This is a genomic window from Bradyrhizobium sp. (genome assembly GCF_004799445.1).
In the GTDB taxonomy this organism is placed as follows: domain Bacteria; phylum Pseudomonadota; class Alphaproteobacteria; order Rhizobiales; family Xanthobacteraceae; genus Bradyrhizobium.
Genome location: NZ_SSNA01000092.1, coordinates 1 through 15,988 on the forward strand (window position 1 = coordinate 1; position 15,988 = coordinate 15,988).

Below are 15,988 nucleotides of genomic sequence, written 5' to 3' on the forward strand. Positions count from 1 at the left end.
ACAGCGCTCTCGCGCCGTACCTTCATCGTCGGCTCGGCGGCAATCGCGGGCGGCGGTCTGGCGGTCGGGATGAGCGTGCCGTTCGCAGAACAGGCGCTGGCAGAAGGCGCTGCTGCGACCGAAATCAACGTCTGGGTCGCGATCAAGCCCGACGATACCTGCGTGATCCGCATCGCCCGCTCCGAGATGGGGCAGGGGACGCTGACCGGGCTTGCCCAGTTGGTGGCGGAAGAGCTCGAATGCGACTGGAGCAAGGTGACGACCGAAGGCATCACGCCGGGCCGCAACCTCGCCAGCAAACGCGCCTGGGGCGAAATGGGCACCGGCGGCAGCCGCGGCATCCGCACCTCGCAGGACTATGTCCGGCGTGGCGGTGCTGTGGCGCGCATGATGCTGCTGCAGGCCGCGGCCGACCAATGGAATGTCCCCGTCGGCGAGCTGACGGTTTCCAACGGCGTCATCACCCATGCGGCAAGCAAGCGTCAGCTCCGTTATGGCGAGGTCGCAGCCGCGGCCGCCAAGCTGACGCCGCCCGATGCCAAATCCATCAAGCTCAAGGATCCCAAGGACTGGAAGATCGCCGGCAAGCCGCTCAAGCGGCTCGATACCGCGGACAAGCTCGACGGCAGCAAGGTCTTCGCCATCGATCTGAAACTGCCGGGCATGCTGTGCGCGGCCATCAAGGACTGCCCGGTATTCGGCGGCAAGCTCAGGAGTTACGACGAGAGCAAGATCGCCGGCATGCCCGGCGTGAAGAAAGTGGTGCGGGTCAAGGACAGCGCGGTTGCGGTGGTCGCCGATACCTGGTGGCGCGCCAAGAAGGCGCTCGAGGCATTGCCGATCGTCTGGGACGAGGGTCCGAACGCCTCCCAATCAAGTGCCACGATCGCGGAAATGCTCAAGGAAGGCCTCAGCGCCACCGCCACCAATGGCGAACGGCAGAACGGCGACGCGCTGAAGGCGATCAGCGAGGCTCCGAAGAAGATCGAGGCGGTCTATTCGACGCCTTTCCTCGCCCACGCGCCGCTGGAGATGATGAACTGCACGGTCATGCTCTCGGCCGACCGGGCCGATGCCTGGGTCCCTACGCAAAACCTCGAGGCGTCGCTGGCGGCGTTGTCGGAAGGCTCCGGCATCCCGCTCGATAAATGCGAAATCCATCGCCATGACCTCGGCGGCGGCTTTGGCCGGCGCGGCGGCACGCAGGATTATGTCCACCAGGCGGTCGAGATCGCCAAGGCCTTCCCCAACACACCGATCAAGTTGGTCTGGAGTCGCGAGGAGGACCAGGCGCACGATTTCTATCGCCCGATCTCACAGTGTAAAATGTCCGCCGGGCTCGACGCCGCGGGCAACCTCGTGGGCCTGCACGTCCGCGTCTCCGGTCAGTCGATCAATGCACTGGTCAATCCGAAGGGCATTGTCGACGGCAAGGACATGCGTCAGCTGCAGGGCTACTACGACACGCCGGGCGATGCGCAGCTTGGCTACGACGTGCCCAATCTGCTGATCGAATATGCGATGCGCAATTCGCATGTTCCGGTCGGGCCCTGGCGCGGGGTCAACACCAACCAGAACGCCGTCTACATGGAATGCTTCATGGAAGAAGTGGCGAAGGCGGCGGGCAAGGATTCGCTCGAGTTTCGCCGCGCGCTCATGAAGAACCATCCCAAGCATCTCGCCGTGCTCAACGCCGCGGCCGAGAAAGGTGATTGGGGCAAGCCGCTGCCTGAAGGCCGCTATCGCGGCATCGCGCAGTTCATGGGCTACGGTAGCTACTCGGCAGCGGTCGCCGAGGTTTCGGTCAGTCCGGAAGGAAAGCTGAAAGTCCATCGCATCTCGTTGGCGGTCAATTGCGGTCATGCCGTCAACCCCGGCCAGATCGAGGCCCAGGCCCAGGGGTCGGTGGCGTTTGGTCTGACGGCAACGCTCTACGGCGAGATGCTGGTCGCCAACGGGCGAATGACCAATCTCAACTTCGACACTTACGAGATCATGCGTCTGGCCGAGATGCCGAAGGTTGAGGTAGCGATCGTTCCGACCTACGACTTCTGGGGCGGCATCGGCGAGCCGACCATCTGCGTCGTGGCGCCGTCGGTGCTCAATGCGATCTATGCGGCGACCGGCAAACCGGTTCGCAGTCTGCCGCTCAAGAACGTCAAGCTGGTGTAACGCGGGCCGTCAGGCGCGGCGTTATACCTAAAAACCTCGCCCGCGCGTTTCATCAACGCGCGGGCGAATTGGTATTAGTCACGATCGTGAATCACGGTCTTGCTTTCGACGCCGTCACCATGATCCTTCTTGATAATGGTGGTTCGCTCACCGGGCTCACGCTCCTTGATCACGGTGCGCTCGCGCACCCGATCCCGGTCGTAGTCGCGGTGGCTCTCGCCGACGGTGACGCCGGCGCCAACCGGGCCTACCTGTACGCCAACTTCCTCAGCCATCGCCGGCCCGGCCAGGGCACCGACGGCGGCGGCAATCAACAAATACTTCTTCATTTCATCTCTCCTCCGGGTAGAACTCGGGGGCAACGTCATGGACTCCGCGTCGTTCCAGCGGAACACGCACAAAAATGCCTCAGATTTGCGGGCTTGTTACAATCTTAGACGTCGAGGCGAGGTTTTGACCGAAGCGGGCATTCCCGGAAAGTCGGCATGAACGAAATTTTCTCGTTTGCGCGCCGGGTGGCGTTCGGCCGAACCATTGCTCGCGATCTGTCGGGACGTGTCGAACGCGGTCGCAGGCCGCGACACAACCACCGCGCGCCTGCGAATGGTCGATTCGCTTTACGCAGCTCTTTCGGCTCGCCATACTTGAACCACGACCGTGTGGAACAGGAAGCGAGGCACCGCCGGTTCTCCGGCATTCGCAAGTCGGAAGCGTTGAATGAGTCGCCATGTTGAGCGTGTGCTGGGAGACATTGGCCAATCCTTGCGCCCGATGAGCGAAGCCCCGCGGGACGGACGGGGCATTCTGGCAAAGGCGGCCTCGGGTTTTGTCGTTTGCCATTGGGATAGCGATCCGGTGAATCTCGCCGGACCAAGCTGGGTGGAAACGCACGAAGCGAAGCGCGGCTATCTCGACATTTTTTTCATCGGTTGGCTCGACCCGGCCCGGCTGAAGCTGTGGGACTATGCGACGCTGGCCGATCTCCTGGTTGCCTTTGTCGACGACGCCGTCGCGTGCGGCGATGTCAAAACACTGGAGATACTGAATCGTCGCGCCACGGCAGATTTGTCTCGCGACAATTCACTTTGATGTCAATGACCGGCCGCCTTGGCGTGCCCAAGCGCAAGCTTGACGGCGACCGCTCGATAAGTCTACTTATGCAAGTCACGAGATTGCGGTAGACACGCAATGCTGTTGCGATACAGCGGAGGTGCTCCGTCGTTTGGGCGTAGCCGGAAACCGCAAGCCGGGAATTGGCCAGAGAGCCGGCCCAAAGGGCCGGGCCAAGGGTGGGAAAAGGGTAGCAATGCCGGATATCCTCGTTACCGCGCAGGACGACATTGGCGTTGTGAGCCTTAACCGGCCCGAGGTGCGCAACGCCGTCAAGCTCAGCATGTGGAGCGAACTGGCCGGCGTGTTTTCGAACCTCGCCAGCGACGAGGCCATTCGCGCGATCGTTCTGACCGGCGTGGGCGCGGACTTCTGCGTCGGCGCTGACGTGACCGAGTTCGACCGGATCAGGGAGAACAGGGATCAAAGCGCCGCCTATGAAGTTGCGGTGGACGCGTGCTCGGCGGCGATCGCAAACATACCCAAGCCGGTTATATCAGCCATTTCCGGTTACTGCCTGGGCGGCGGCTGTCACCTGGCGCTTGCCTGCGATTTTCGTTTCGCGGACCGAACGGCCAAGCTCGGAATCCCTTCCGCCAAGCTCTCGATCGTGTACGGGGTGAAAAGCGTGCAGCGCCTGCTCGCGATTGTCGGAATCGCAAATGCCAAGCGAATGCTCTATTCCGGCGAGCGGTACGAAGCCGAGCGCTCCCGGTCGGTGGGTCTTGTGGATGAGATTAGCGATGACCCCGTCTCCGCTGCTTTGGCCTTCGCCGGCACATTGGCACGCAACGCGCCGTTGTCGATCGCCGGCGCGAAATACATGCTGAATGGGTTGTCGCAGGCAGAGGGCGCGCTGGATGTCGTCGCCGCGCGACGGCTGATCGATCAGGCCGCCGATAGCGACGATTTCAGGGAAGGAAGGCGGGCCTTCATCGAGAAGCGGGCGCCCCGGTTCCGCGGACGCTGATGTCGCGCCTTGATGGGAGAGCAAAGGTGAGTTTCAGCGGGCTTTCCGGAGAAGCAGAATGAAGCCTGCGGCGTTCGACTATGTCGTCCCCGAAAGCCTCGAGGCGGCGGTGCGGGCGCTTGCAGCGGCGAACGGCGACGGCAAGGTCATGGCCGGGGGGCAATCGCTGATGCCGCTTTTGAATTTCCGGATGACCCGGCCCTCTGTCGTTGTCGATCTCATGCGCATTCCCGGTCTGTCCTTCATCGAGCTTCGGGACGACATGGTCGCGATCGGCGCCCTGACGCGGCACGCGGACCTTGAATTTTCCGACCTGATTGCGGCGCAGCTTCCAGTCATGGCGGCGGCGATGCCGCATGTGGCGCATCTTGCGATCCGCAATCGGGGCACGATCGGCGGCAGCCTGTCGCACGCGGACCCGGCGGCCGAGCTGCCGATGCTGGCCGTGTTTTACGGGGCCGTCATCAAGGCCCAGGGGCCGCAGGGCCGCCGTGAAATCCCCGCCGAGGAATTTTTCGTGTCTGCGCTGGCCAATTGCCTCGAGCCGGAAGAGATCGTCTTCGAGATCGATTTTCCGATTTCCAAGGCGCATACCGGCTGGGCCTTTGAGGAAGTCGCGCGCCGCTTCGGCGATTTTGCGTTGGCCTGTATCGCGGTGTCGTTCGAGCAGCGCGATGGCCTGATCGCCGACGCCCGGGTCGCCGTGATGGGGGTGGCCGACACGCCGCGGCGTCTCGGCAAGGCCGAGGACGCGCTGCGGGGCGCACAGCGCGGAGCCGAAAGCGCGGCGCAATTTGCCGAGGTTGTACGCTCCTGCGTGTCGCCCTCGGATGACATCCATGTTTCCGCCGAATACCGGAAAAATCTGATCGGCGCGCTGGCCGAAAAGGCGTTCACGGCGGCCTGGGCCCGCGCGGCGGGAGAGCAGCCGTGAAGATGGACATCGCTGTCACCGTGAACGGAAGGAAATACGCGGCGCGCGTCGAGCCGCGCCTGCTGCTTTCTGACTTTCTGCGCGACACGCTTGGATTGACGGGGACTCATGTCGGCTGCGAGCACGGCGTATGCGGGGCGTGCACCATCCTTGTGAACGGCGACAGCGTCCGCTCCTGCCTGACGCTCGCCGTCAGGGCCGATGGCGCTGATATCGTGACCGTCGAAGGCCTGGGATCGCCGGATCAGTTGAATGCGCTTCAGACCGAGTTTCGCGACAAGCACGGCCTGCAATGCGGCTTCTGCACGCCGGGAATGCTGATCACGGGGATGGATCTCCTGAAGAAATATCCATTGGCCAGCGATCAGGAGATCCGCGAGGGGTTGTCCGGCAATCTCTGCCGTTGCACCGGCTATCAAAACATCGTCGCCGCGATCCGGGCGGCCGCGGTCTTGCGCAACGGGAGCGCCACATGAAGCTGCATTTTCTCTCCGCCGGCCGGGTGCGCCTGAAGAAAAGCATCTATGACAAGACCGCCGATCGCAGCGAGACCTTCGAGGCGCCCGTCTCCAGCGCGCTGATCCGGCACAAACAGGGCAACGTGCTGTTCGACACCGGCTGCCATCCGTCCGTCGTCGAGCACGGCGAACAGCGCTGGGGCTCGCTGATGAAGGTCATGACGCCGATCATGCGCGCGGAGGATACGCTGCTGCCCAGTCTCGCCTGCGTCGGTGTCAACCCCGACGATATCGATGTCGTCGTCAATTCGCACTTCCATCCCGATCACTGCGGTTGCAACGAGTTCTTCAGGAAGGCCACCGTCCTGGTGCATGCCCGGGAGATCGAGGCGGCCAATGCGCCGGGAGCCGAGGCGGCCGGCTATCTGCGTGCCGACTGGGACCACGGGCAAACGACCGATGCCGTGGATGGCGAGCGCGACGTGTTTGGCGACGGCAGACTGGTTCTGATTCCACTGCCCGGCCACACGCCGGGGACGATGGGGGCCAAAGTCAATCTCGATTCCGATGGCTCGTTCCTGCTGGTCTCGGACGCGGTGAGCCTGCGGCAAAATCTCGATGCGGATACCGTGCCCCGCAATACCTGGAACGCCGAAGCGCTTCTGAAGTCCTTTGCCGAGATCCGCCGGATCGAAAAGTCCGGGGCCACCGTGGTGTGCGGCCATGATGAGGCGCAATGGCAAGGCTTACGCAAGGGAGCGGAGGCGTATGAGTAAGGACGACAGCGTCCAGACCTCGGACCTGCTGCGGCCGCGCCATGTCGGGATGCCGATCAGGCGGACCGAAGATCCGCGCCTGTTGACCGGCAACGGCGAATACACCGCCGATCGCAAGCCGGATCGCGCGCTCCACGTTGCGTTCCGCCGCAGCGAACAGGCGCATGCGACTATCGTGAGGATCGATGCCGAAAAAGCGCGGGCCGCGCCGGGCGTCGTCGCCGTCTTCACCGCCGATGACGTCGCGGGCGATTACCGGCCGGTGATTCCGGTTTCGCGGATGGCGAATTATTACGCGACGCCAATTCTGGCCCTGGCGTCGAAGAAGGTGCGCTATGTCGGGGAAGCGGTGGTCGCCGTCATCGCCGAGGATCGCTACCTCGCCGAGGACGCGATTGAACTGATCGACATCGAATATGCGCCTCTTGGCGCGGTCGCGGATGCCGAATTTGCCGTTTCCGCGGCCGCGCCGCTGCTTCATGAGGAAGCTGCGACCAATGTGCTGGTCGCCAGGGAATTCAAGAAGGGCGACGTTCGCGCCGAGCTTGCGGCTTGCCATGTCCGCGTCCGCGCGCGCTTCCAGATGATGCGAAAGGCGCCGCTCGCCATCGAGCCCCGCAGTTACTGCGCCGAATTCGAAAGCCGGCGCGAGTCGATCACGCTCTACAGCTCTTCGAACGTTCCCGGCATCGTCCGGGATGCGCTGGCCGAATCGCTCGATCTGCCCGGCAACCGGCTACGGGTCGTAGCACCCGACGTCGGCGGCAGCTTTGGCTCCAAGGGATCGCTTTATCCGGAGGAGATCCTGCTCTGCGTGGCCGCGCGAAAATTGCGCCGCTCACTCAAATGGACGGCCGACCGGCTCGAAGACATTTCCAGTTCGAGCCAGGCGTTCGCTGAAATCGTCGATGCCGAAATGGGCTTCGATGAGAATGGCGTGGTGATCGCGCTGGAAGCCGATGTGATCGGCGACGTCGGCGCCTATTCGATCTATCCCTGGACCTGCGCGCTCGAACCGGTCCAGGTCGTGAGCTTCCTTCCTGGCCCTTACCGGATCAGGTCCTACCGCGGCGCGGTGCGCGGGGTCGCGACCAACAAGCCGCCGACCGGACCCTATCGCGGCGTCGGCCGGCCGATTTCCGCCTTCGTCACCGAGCGCCTGATGGACATGGGCGCCAAAGCGCTCGGGATCGACCCGCTCGAAATACGACGGCGCAATCTGGTGCGCGCGGATGAATTTCCGTATCGGATTGCGTCGGGAATCATCTGGGACAAGACCGGATTCGTCGAATGCCTGGAGGCCGCGGCTCAAGCCGGCCAATATCAAAGGCTGCGCGAGCAGCAGCGCGCGGCGCGCGCGCAAGGGCGTTATTTCGGCATCGGGCTTTCAAGCTACGCCGAACTGACAGGGATAGGCTCGCGTATTTCCGCCGCCCCCGGCATGCCGATCAACACCGGCTCGGAAACCGCCAAGATCAGGCTCGATTCCACCGGCTCGATCACAGCCGCCTTTGGCGTCGCCTCGCACGGGCAGGGACTGGAAACGACGCTGGCGCAGATCATCGCCGATGATCTCGGCGCAAGCTTTGGGGATATTCGCGTGGTCCAAGGCGACAGCGATGGCGTCCCGATGTCGACGGGCACCTACGCCAGCCGCAGCGCGGTTCTCGGCGGCGGTGCCGCGAAACACGCCTCGCAGCTGCTGCGGGAGAAAATCAAGAAGGTGGCCTCGCATCTGCTGGAGGCGAGTGTTGGCGATATCGACGTCTATGACGGGCGCGCCACCGTCACCGGAACCGATCGCGCGGTGACCTTCCGGCAGATCGCCAGGGCGGTCTATTCCGACATGAAGACATTGCCGGTCGAGGCGCGCCAGGAGCTCGAGGCGAGTTACACCTACGATCCCATCAATGGCACGACGGCGGGTGCCACGCATCTGGTCGCTCTCGAGGTCGATCCGGCGACCTGCTTTGTCAAGATACACAGCTATCTGGTCGCCGAAGACTGCGGCCGCATCATCAACCCGATGATCGTGGACGGCCAGGTTCACGGCGGCGTCGCGCAGGGCATAGGTGCCGCACTCTACGAGGAAATGATCTACGACGAGGATGGCCAGCTCCTGAGCGCAAGCCTCGTCGACTACGTCATCCCTTCCGCCGTGGAAGTTCCAAACATGGACGTCATTCATATCGAGAGCTGTTCAGCGGTTGCCGGCGGCTTTCGCGGCATGGGCGAGGGCGGAACGATCGGCGCCCCGGCCGCGATTGCCAACGCGATTGCGGATGCGCTCTCGGAGTTCGACATCGATATCTCGGTTCTACCCATGACCCCGCAGCGGATTTTTGCGCTGCTGGAGCAGGCACGCATCAAGGCGAAAGGAAGCAAACAATGAACGATCTAAAAGGACGCGTCGCCCTTGTTACCGGAGGCGGCCGCGATGTCGGTGCTGCGATTTCAAGGACGCTTGCGGAGGCGGGTGCTGCGGTCGCGGTAAATTATCATTCCTCGAAGGACGAGGCGGAGGCCATCGTCGCCGAAATCACCAAGGCCGGCGGCAAGGCCAGGTCTTACGGCGCCGACATCGCAAGCCTGGAAGCGGTGCGAAGCATGGTCGCCGCCGTCAAGTCGGACTTCGGCGGTCTCGACATTCTCGTCAACAATGCCGGCCTTGTGCTGCGCAAGCGCTTCAACGAAACCACGCCGGAAGACTGGCACAAACAGATCGATACCTGCCTTTACGGCGCGATCCATTGCTGCCACGCGGCGGCTTCCTTGCTTGAAGCCTCGGGCCACGGCCGGATCATTTCCATCATGGGAGATTCCTCCCGCGTCGGCGAGTCCGGTCTTGCCATTGGTGCTGCGGCGCGCGCGGGAACCATCGCGCTGATGAAATCGCTGGCGCGGGAAATGGGAAGAAGCGGAACCACCGCCAATTCGATCTCGCTCGGCCTGATCGAGTCCGCACATGAGCAAGGCTGGGTGGAGGCCAATCGCGACAAGCTCGTCAAGGCTTATGCGATCCGCCGCCTTGGCCAGCCGTCGGACGTGGCGCCCATGGTGGCGTTGCTCGCATCCGACGCGGGAAGCTGGATCACCGGGCAAGTCATCAGCATCAGCGGCGGCTTCAGCATGGTCTGAGCGGCGGAGGAAAGCGATGTTACATACAGGCCTGATCGCGCCGGTAGCGGAACTGCTGGAGCGGCACCGGCGGGAGCGGCCGGACAAGGTCGCTTACTGGGACGCCGTAAGGTCGGTCACCTACGGACAGCTGGCGCGCCGCACGGCTTCGATTGCCGTCGGCATGTCGAACAATGGTGTGCGCGAAGGCGATCGCATCGCGATCTATCTGCCGAACGGGGTCGACTGGATCGAGGCCTGCCTAGCGGGCCTGCGCGCAGGTGCTGTGATCGTTCCCATCAGTTATGACGCCGCCGAAGCCGAGATCGCCTATCGGCTGTCCGACGCCGATTGCGGTCTGGTGATCACCACACCGGTCCGCGGCGAGCTTGTCGGAAAACTGACAGCGGGTTCGGCCGGTGCCGTTTCGCTGGTGTTTGCCGGTGCGGCGGCAAGGCAAGCCGGCCTGAGCCTCGACGAACTCGCGCAAGGCAACACCGAAGGCGCGCTCGATCCGGCCGATATCGATCGCTCGTCCTTCATCATCTATACCTCGGGCACCACCGGCCGCGCCAAGGGCGTGCTGCTGTCGGTGCGCGGGATGCTATGGATTGCGGCGGCGTGCTGGGCGCCGATCTGCGATCTCAGCGACAAGGACGTCGTGCTGTCGCCGCTTCCCCTGTTTCATTCCTACGCGCTCAATCTCTCGGTGCTCTCGGTGCTCGCCGCGGGAGCCAGCGAACACATCATGGAACGGTTTTCGCCGCAGCAGGTGCTAGAGCTGCTGCAAACCGGGAAATATACGCTGTTTCCCGGCGTGCCCACCATGTTCCATTATCTGTTGCAGCGCGCCCAGGAATCCGGCATCCGCCGGCTGGGCAACACGCGGCTATGCATCTCCGCCGGCGCGATCATGCCTGCGAGCTTGAACCGCTCGTTCGAGGCGCATTTCGGCACGCTGCTGCTTGACGGCTACGGCATTACCGAGACATCGACCATGGTCACGATGAACTGGATGCGAGGGGCGCGCGTGATGGGATCGTGCGGGATTCCGGTGCCGGGTCTTGCGGTCCGCATCGTCGATCCGATAACGCTGGAAGATCTGCCGATCGGCGCCGAGGGCGAGCTGATCGTGCGCGGGCCGAACCTGATGCAGGGCTACCACAACAAGCCCGCGGAAACCGCATCGGCGTTGCGGAAAGGCTGGTACCACACCGGCGATCTCGCGAAATCCGATCCCAACGGTTATCTGACGATCACCGGACGGATCAAGGAATTGATCATCAGGGGTGGACAGAACATCGCGCCGGCGGAAATCGAGGAAGTCGCGATCCTTCATCCGGAAGTGATCGATTGCGCCGTGGTCGGCGTGCCGCACGCAACGCTCGGCGAGGTGCCGTATCTGTTCGTGGTCGCTGGGAAGAACGAGCTAGATATCGAATCGCTGCTGGCACATTGCCGCCTTAGCCTGTCGTCCTACAAGATTCCCGAAGCGACCCATATCGTCTCGGAAATTCCGCGCACCGGCTCCGGCAAGATCATGCGCTTCAAGCTGGTCGAGGCGCTGAAGGGGAATTGATCTGTGTCTTCTCCCTCGCAGCGACGGCATCGGCATGTCGGCTTCGTGCTGCCAATAGACGACATTAAACGCTTGGGATGCTATGAAAGAAGCCGCCAACTGAGGCGGCCCCCGGAACGAGCGATGACCGAAGAAGAACACCGTGGAAGGCAGCTTCAGCTTCAAGGACGCCTATCTTCCACTACCCAATCTGGTTGAATTGCAGGGCGACATGCTATCATGATGCTATGCTCTCTGACAAACTTCCCCTTCTGAGTTTCTCAAGCCCATCGGCATTTAAGCGTTGGTTGGCAGCCCAGCCCCGCAACTCTCAGGGTGCTTGGTTAAAATTCGCCAAGAAAGGGGCGGCAGAGGCAACAATTAGCAAGTCGGACGCCATAGACCTTGCCCTCGCGCATGGTTGGATTGATGGGCAGTTGGGACGTGTAGATGAGTTTTACTTCAAGACGCGTTTCACGCCACGGAAACCAAAGAGCGCTTGGTCGAAAATAAACTGTGAACGCGCCGAGCGGCTGATCGTGTCCGGCCAGATGACACAACAAGGGCTGGCGCAGGTTGACGCGGCAAAAGCGGACGGGCGATGGGAAGCCGCGTACCCATCGCAGAGCACGGCCGCTCCCCACGCTGATTTGGAGGCAGCGCTGGATGATGATCCACGGGTTCGTAAGGTGTTTGACGCTTTGGACTCGGCGAATCGCTACGGCATTATCTATCGGGTTCACCAAGCAAAGACTGCCGAGAAGCGTGCGGAGAAGATCACGGAACTCTTGGCTATGCTTCGTCGCGGCGAAACGATCCATCCGCGCAGCGTCAAACGTTCCTCGAATTCATAATTCTTGATTTCTGCACCTAAAACCAAAGCGGCGCGAGGTCCGTTCCGGGTCAAAAACGGAAGTGGCCGCGCCAGTTCGGCATGTCCGCTCTAACCTCAGGAGCAGACGTCCTCAGGCCGCCTTGCATGTCCGTTCGGTGCCACCAACGGAAGTCGCCAGCCTTCTGGCACTAAGACCGATGGAATCTCTTTCAGCCGTTGACAACGCGGATTTGCAGGCGCGAGCCTGTCTTCCGAGGTGATTCAATGGCTGACATTTCGGAATATTCGATAGTTACCTACGAACGAAAACCGGGGCACTGGCGTGCCGCCGTTACCCGGAAGGCGCGCACTGGAAATGTCGTCAATGGCGCGCAGGTGCATAGCATCGTGACGCCAGATGACTGCGCGTCCGAGTCTGACGCCCAGCTTGCGGCCCAAAAGCTCATCAGAAAACGTTAGTTGCGGTGTCCGCCACAAGCTCGGCTGAATACACTCGCTGACTAGTGCCTACAAAATCGCCCAAACGACTTTGAAAATCCGCTTTGAGCCGCGGTGGTTTACGCTGCGCAATCTACAACTGCGTCTATAAAGGTTTGAGCCTGACGGACCGCATCTAGTCTGGTGGCGCAAACGCCGACCGTAACCGTTTTGCTCTTTCCTACGGTCCATTTCCAACCGCGCGGAAAGCTCATTTCGACCACCGAGAAACTGATGCCGCGATGTTCCACGGAGGGCCTCCGTTGACATTTAATTACGCGCTGTCGGTATCGTCCGCTGTAGAAGCCATTGACGCCCCAGCTATCACAGACTTTAAGGCTGCTCTTTTTCTTGCCGTGATTGTGAAGCGAGTGCCCCTGCCGGGTGAAGCCGACAGGGGTAACGAGGGGAAGACCGGCGGCGAGCGATATATCGCCCGGTGGCCAGTCAATGGCCTCGCCTGATGATCGAAGACCTCCCGCACGATATAGTTCAAGACGACATTGTAGGCAGACCGACGGTTGATGTATGCAGCCTGCCCTATTTCACCGCAGATCGTCTATTAGTTACTCGCGTGCACCGGATAACCGCGGCCTACAGCCACCGTCGTCAGATCGTCAGTTCTGCCGCTGGGACTAGTGCAGACGATACGTTATCTCGTGTTTTCCTGAACCATGACAGCCGACCAACCGCACAAATTCTTGCGAATACATCTCATGACCGTGAGAGCCCACAGCATCCTGCTGTGACATCGGACCATGGTCACCTTTGTCGGCGAGCCCATCTCTTTTTTGCGGAAATTCAGCAGGTGCCGCGCCCACTCTAGGAGAGATCATGGACAGCTCCTTTGCATCGTGAGTTGAATTTAGGGCTAAGATTAACGGATTGAATTGATGCGGATCAATTCCGGAGCGACCAAGGCCAGATGCCGACCCGTCATGCTGATGTCCGGTCCGGGTCATTCGCGTCGTTTTGACAGTCGTCCGGCGACTTCTGGTCTTCCCCCGGAAACGGACATCGTCAGAGGTGATCGGCATGTCTCAAACGTGCCAGGAGCGGACAAAGGACACTGCCTTCCAGACGTCACGTCTGCACGTCCAAAGCCGGACCGGCCACAGCGCGGACAAGGGTTCTGCGGATTCATCAGGTCAATCGCAACAAGGAAAAGCTTGATTGATCGACATCCAACTCAGTAGTAAGCTTTGCATGGGGACGTGGGATCCACTTCAAGCAAGTCCTCCAACGGGACGGCGCATAGGTGCCTGAAGAGCGCACGCAGCATTCCGAAGACTCGAAAGGGCGTACAGGCCCCGAGGACCTGCGCGGCTCGGTCGCAACCTTTGATCGCGTCGAAGAGGGCGCCACTGCCATTGCGACCCTGAGCACCAAAAACCACGAGGTCTTGGAATCAAGGGTCCGAGATCGTTCGCAAGTGTGTCTGGCTTGCGGCCAGGCGAGCGTCCATCGATTTCTTTATAGGAAGAACGGCTGCGACATCCTGCGTTGTGAGCAATGCGGTCTCGGGCGAGCTGAGACGATGGGCTTCGACCCGGAGAGCTATTATACCAGCGACTATTTTTCCGGGAAGCGTCCCGACGGCTACGCGGATTATATCGGCACGGAAAACATCCTTCGCCGTGAGTTTGCAGGAACCGTGGAGTTCATCCGAAAGTTCCGCGCTTCCGGGCGATTGCTTGACGTCGGATGCGCCTACGGTTTTTTTCTGGAGGAAGCAAAGCGCTTCTTCGATGTGTCAGGGATCGAGCTTGCCGAAGACGCCGCCGAACACTGCCGACGATCAGGCTTGAACGTGTTCACCGGTCAAGCCGACGAGACCCTTCTTGGGCGGCTCGGCACAACCGACGTTATCGTGTTGCTCGACGTTATCGAGCACTTGCCATCCCCTCGCGACACAATCGCGCTCCTCGTGAATCATCTCGACCCCGGTGGGATTATCGTGATTACCACGGGAGATTTTGGCTCGCTGTATTCAAGAGTTGCCGGGGCGCACTGGCGGCTGATGACACCGCCGCAGCACCTATGGTTCTTTTCGCAGGCGAGCATGCAGGCCATGGCGACCTCCCTCGGTCTCGAAGTCGAACATCTCGACCATCCATGGAAAGTTGTGCCATTGTCGCTAATCAGTTTTCAGCTCACACGCATGTCTGGCCTTAGACCCAAACGCATAGCGATATCAAACCGGCTGGGGCTGCCGGTCAACTTATTCGATGCCATGCGCGTCGTGCTGCGGAAGCCAAGCCGATGAGCGATCGTCTTTCGCTGAGCCAAGTTGCCGCGCTCATGGCCTATGCAGGCGACCACGGCTGGCTGCCAGCTGCTGTTCAAACTCGGCGCTGTGGGGGGTGGCGATGGTCCGCTCGCCGAGCGGATCGCCGGCTTTCTGCTCAACGGGTAATTTTTTCGTTGCGATCATTCTCTACGCCGCGCTGACCGTTCTGTGAGTGTGGATCCTGAGCTTTAACCAGTTCTCGCGCGCCTATTCGTTCCTCGCGCTTGCATTTGCGCTTGCGCCAGCGCTTGGCTGCCGAACCGTTGTCGATGCGACTGCATCGTGCTGATTTTGTGTGGTCTTTTCTTCATTGCGGGATAATCGATGACGTCGCAGGAGCCGCAAGTATGGGTTGTCATCGCTGCCTACAATGAGGCACCGGTGATCGCGAGCGTCGTCGCCGACGTCAAGCGCGCTGGATATCGCGCCCTCGTCGTCGATGATGGCTCGACCGACGCGACAGGCGCCGTTGCCGCTGAAGCAGGTTGTATCGTGGTGCGACATTCCCTCAATTTAGGGCAGGGCGCCGCACTTCAAACCGCCATCGATTTCGCGCTTAGCGAGGGGGCTGACGTCATCGTGACGTTCGATGCCGATGGGCAGCACCGCGCCGCCGACATCGCCGTACTGATCGATGCGTTGGCCAGGCAAGGCGCCGATTTCGCGCTCGGCAGCCGTTTCCTTGGGACTTCGCTCAACCAGCCGCTGTCGCGGCGCATGCTGCTCAAGGCGGCGACCTTGTTCACGCGCCTCACAACCGGATTGCGCGTCACCGACACCCACAACGGCCTGCGCGCGATGACGCGCCGGGGTGCGAGCAGCATCAACCTTCGCCAAAATCGGATGGCCCACGCCTCTGAGATTCTTCACCAGATCGCTGCCAGCGGACTCAATTACGTCGAAGCGCCTGTGAGGATCGAGTACAGCGCCTATTCGCTCGCCAAAGGTCAAACGCTTGGCGACACACTGATGATCCTGGTAGACCTGTTCGCGCGGAGGCTCCACCGATGATTGCGCAGCTCATCCTCACTGCATTTTTGCTTGGCATTTTGCTCTATGCTTTGACCGAGTACCGGCGTTCGCCGGCAGTCGGGCTCATCGCCGTGCTCGCTGCGGTCGGCGGGCTCTATTTCGTCTGGGTTCCTTCGCACGCGACCCGCCTTGCAGATTTCGTCGGCATCGGCCGCGGTGTCGACCTCATTATCTATATCTGGATCGTGATCAGTCTGCTCCTTCTACTCAATCTCCACCTCAAGCTGCGCGCGCATATGGAGCTGATCACCGTACTGGC

Annotated in this window: 15 protein-coding genes; 13 read left to right on the top strand and 2 right to left on the bottom strand. The window is 61.5% G+C overall.

Annotation, left to right across the window (positions count from 1 at the left end; genetic code table 11):
• Positions 1–2,172, top strand: a 2,172-nt coding sequence (locus tag E8A46_RS12420; protein ID WP_291560938.1) for a molybdopterin cofactor-binding domain-containing protein, incomplete at its 5' end; no start/stop codon positions are given.
• Positions 2,173–2,246: 74 nt separating this feature from the next.
• Here E8A46_RS12420 and E8A46_RS12425 read toward each other — a convergent pair.
• A complete protein-coding gene (locus E8A46_RS12425) occupies positions 2,247–2,501 on the bottom strand; it encodes a hypothetical protein (RefSeq protein ID WP_291560940.1) in 255 nt (84 codons plus the stop codon).
• Between the two features lie 526 nt (positions 2,502–3,027).
• Here E8A46_RS12425 and E8A46_RS12430 point away from each other — a divergent pair.
• The 10 genes from E8A46_RS12430 to E8A46_RS12475 all read left to right on the top strand — a co-directional run bounded on the left by E8A46_RS12430 (position 3,028) and on the right by E8A46_RS12475 (position 14,673).
• Positions 3,028–3,261, top strand: coding sequence for a hypothetical protein (locus E8A46_RS12430; protein ID WP_291560943.1), 234 nt, complete (start codon positions 3,028–3,030; stop codon positions 3,259–3,261).
• A 217-nt stretch (positions 3,262–3,478) separates the two neighbouring features.
• On the top strand, positions 3,479–4,252 hold the full coding sequence (locus E8A46_RS12435; protein WP_291560945.1) for an enoyl-CoA hydratase-related protein: 774 nt from the start codon (positions 3,479–3,481) through the stop codon (positions 4,250–4,252).
• A gap of 58 nt (positions 4,253–4,310) precedes the next feature.
• Complete coding sequence (locus tag E8A46_RS12440) at positions 4,311–5,186, top strand: FAD binding domain-containing protein (RefSeq protein ID WP_291560948.1); 876 nt, start codon at positions 4,311–4,313, stop codon at positions 5,184–5,186.
• A 2-nt stretch (positions 5,187–5,188) separates the two neighbouring features.
• Positions 5,189–5,662 carry a (2Fe-2S)-binding protein gene (locus E8A46_RS12445; RefSeq protein ID WP_291560968.1) on the top strand — a complete coding sequence of 158 codons (474 nt, stop codon included), beginning with the start codon at positions 5,189–5,191 and terminating at the stop codon, positions 5,660–5,662.
• Positions 5,659–6,420 (top strand): N-acyl homoserine lactonase family protein, encoded by a 762-nt coding sequence (locus tag E8A46_RS12450; protein WP_291560951.1) that lies wholly within the window; start codon positions 5,659–5,661, stop codon positions 6,418–6,420. Before E8A46_RS12445 ends, E8A46_RS12450 begins: the two co-directional genes overlap by 4 nt.
• The gene (locus E8A46_RS12455) at positions 6,413–8,812 is read left to right on the top strand and encodes a xanthine dehydrogenase family protein molybdopterin-binding subunit (RefSeq protein WP_291560953.1); all 2,400 of its coding nucleotides are present in this window, start codon (positions 6,413–6,415) and stop codon (positions 8,810–8,812) included. The genes E8A46_RS12450 and E8A46_RS12455 overlap by 8 nt, the downstream gene beginning before the upstream one ends.
• A complete protein-coding gene (locus E8A46_RS12460) occupies positions 8,809–9,558 on the top strand; it encodes an SDR family oxidoreductase (protein ID WP_291560954.1) in 750 nt (249 codons plus the stop codon). The genes E8A46_RS12455 and E8A46_RS12460 overlap by 4 nt, the downstream gene beginning before the upstream one ends.
• A 16-nt stretch (positions 9,559–9,574) precedes the next feature.
• Positions 9,575–11,116: a class I adenylate-forming enzyme family protein gene (locus tag E8A46_RS12465; RefSeq protein ID WP_291560956.1), complete on the top strand. Its 1,542-nt coding sequence runs from the start codon at positions 9,575–9,577 to the stop codon at positions 11,114–11,116.
• A 227-nt stretch (positions 11,117–11,343) separates the two neighbouring features.
• Complete coding sequence (locus tag E8A46_RS12470; protein ID WP_291560958.1) at positions 11,344–11,949, top strand: YdeI/OmpD-associated family protein; 606 nt, start codon at positions 11,344–11,346, stop codon at positions 11,947–11,949.
• Between the two features lie 1,716 nt (positions 11,950–13,665).
• Positions 13,666–14,673, top strand: coding sequence for a class I SAM-dependent methyltransferase (locus E8A46_RS12475; RefSeq protein ID WP_291560961.1), 1,008 nt, complete (start codon positions 13,666–13,668; stop codon positions 14,671–14,673).
• A gap of 33 nt (positions 14,674–14,706) precedes the next feature.
• On the opposite strand, the gene E8A46_RS12480 is transcribed toward E8A46_RS12475, so the two are convergent.
• On the bottom strand, positions 14,707–14,841 hold the full coding sequence (locus tag E8A46_RS12480; RefSeq protein ID WP_291560963.1) for a hypothetical protein: 135 nt from the start codon (positions 14,839–14,841) through the stop codon (positions 14,707–14,709).
• Between the two features lie 180 nt (positions 14,842–15,021).
• Between E8A46_RS12480 and E8A46_RS12485 the strand changes: the two genes are divergently transcribed.
• Together E8A46_RS12485 and E8A46_RS12490 are read left to right on the top strand one after the other, a co-directional pair.
• Positions 15,022–15,708 (top strand): glycosyltransferase family 2 protein, encoded by a 687-nt coding sequence (locus tag E8A46_RS12485; RefSeq protein ID WP_291560964.1) that lies wholly within the window; start codon positions 15,022–15,024, stop codon positions 15,706–15,708.
• Positions 15,705–15,988 (top strand): DUF2304 domain-containing protein (locus E8A46_RS12490; RefSeq protein ID WP_291560966.1); only part of this gene is annotated, 284 nt, incomplete at its 3' end. The genes E8A46_RS12485 and E8A46_RS12490, both read left to right, overlap by 4 nt.

What these genes read in the sequence shown, in the direction of transcription:
- E8A46_RS12425 (WP_291560940.1), bottom strand. Translation starts at nt 2,501, where the DNA reads ATGAAGAAGTATTTGTTGATTGCCGCCGCCGTCGGTGCCCTGGCCGGG.
- E8A46_RS12435 (WP_291560945.1), top strand. Translation starts at nt 3,479, where the DNA reads ATGCCGGATATCCTCGTTACCGCGCAGGACGACATTGGCGTTGTGAGC.
- E8A46_RS12440 (WP_291560948.1), top strand. Translation starts at nt 4,311, where the DNA reads ATGAAGCCTGCGGCGTTCGACTATGTCGTCCCCGAAAGCCTCGAGGCG.
- E8A46_RS12445 (WP_291560968.1), top strand. Translation starts at nt 5,189, where the DNA reads ATGGACATCGCTGTCACCGTGAACGGAAGGAAATACGCGGCGCGCGTC.
- E8A46_RS12450 (WP_291560951.1), top strand. Translation starts at nt 5,659, where the DNA reads ATGAAGCTGCATTTTCTCTCCGCCGGCCGGGTGCGCCTGAAGAAAAGC.
- E8A46_RS12455 (WP_291560953.1), top strand. Translation starts at nt 6,413, where the DNA reads ATGAGTAAGGACGACAGCGTCCAGACCTCGGACCTGCTGCGGCCGCGC.
- E8A46_RS12460 (WP_291560954.1), top strand. Translation starts at nt 8,809, where the DNA reads ATGAACGATCTAAAAGGACGCGTCGCCCTTGTTACCGGAGGCGGCCGC.
- E8A46_RS12465 (WP_291560956.1), top strand. Translation starts at nt 9,575, where the DNA reads ATGTTACATACAGGCCTGATCGCGCCGGTAGCGGAACTGCTGGAGCGG.
- E8A46_RS12470 (WP_291560958.1), top strand. Translation starts at nt 11,344, where the DNA reads ATGCTCTCTGACAAACTTCCCCTTCTGAGTTTCTCAAGCCCATCGGCA.
- E8A46_RS12480 (WP_291560963.1), bottom strand. Translation starts at nt 14,841, where the DNA reads ATGATCGCAACGAAAAAATTACCCGTTGAGCAGAAAGCCGGCGATCCG.
- E8A46_RS12485 (WP_291560964.1), top strand. Translation starts at nt 15,022, where the DNA reads ATGACGTCGCAGGAGCCGCAAGTATGGGTTGTCATCGCTGCCTACAAT.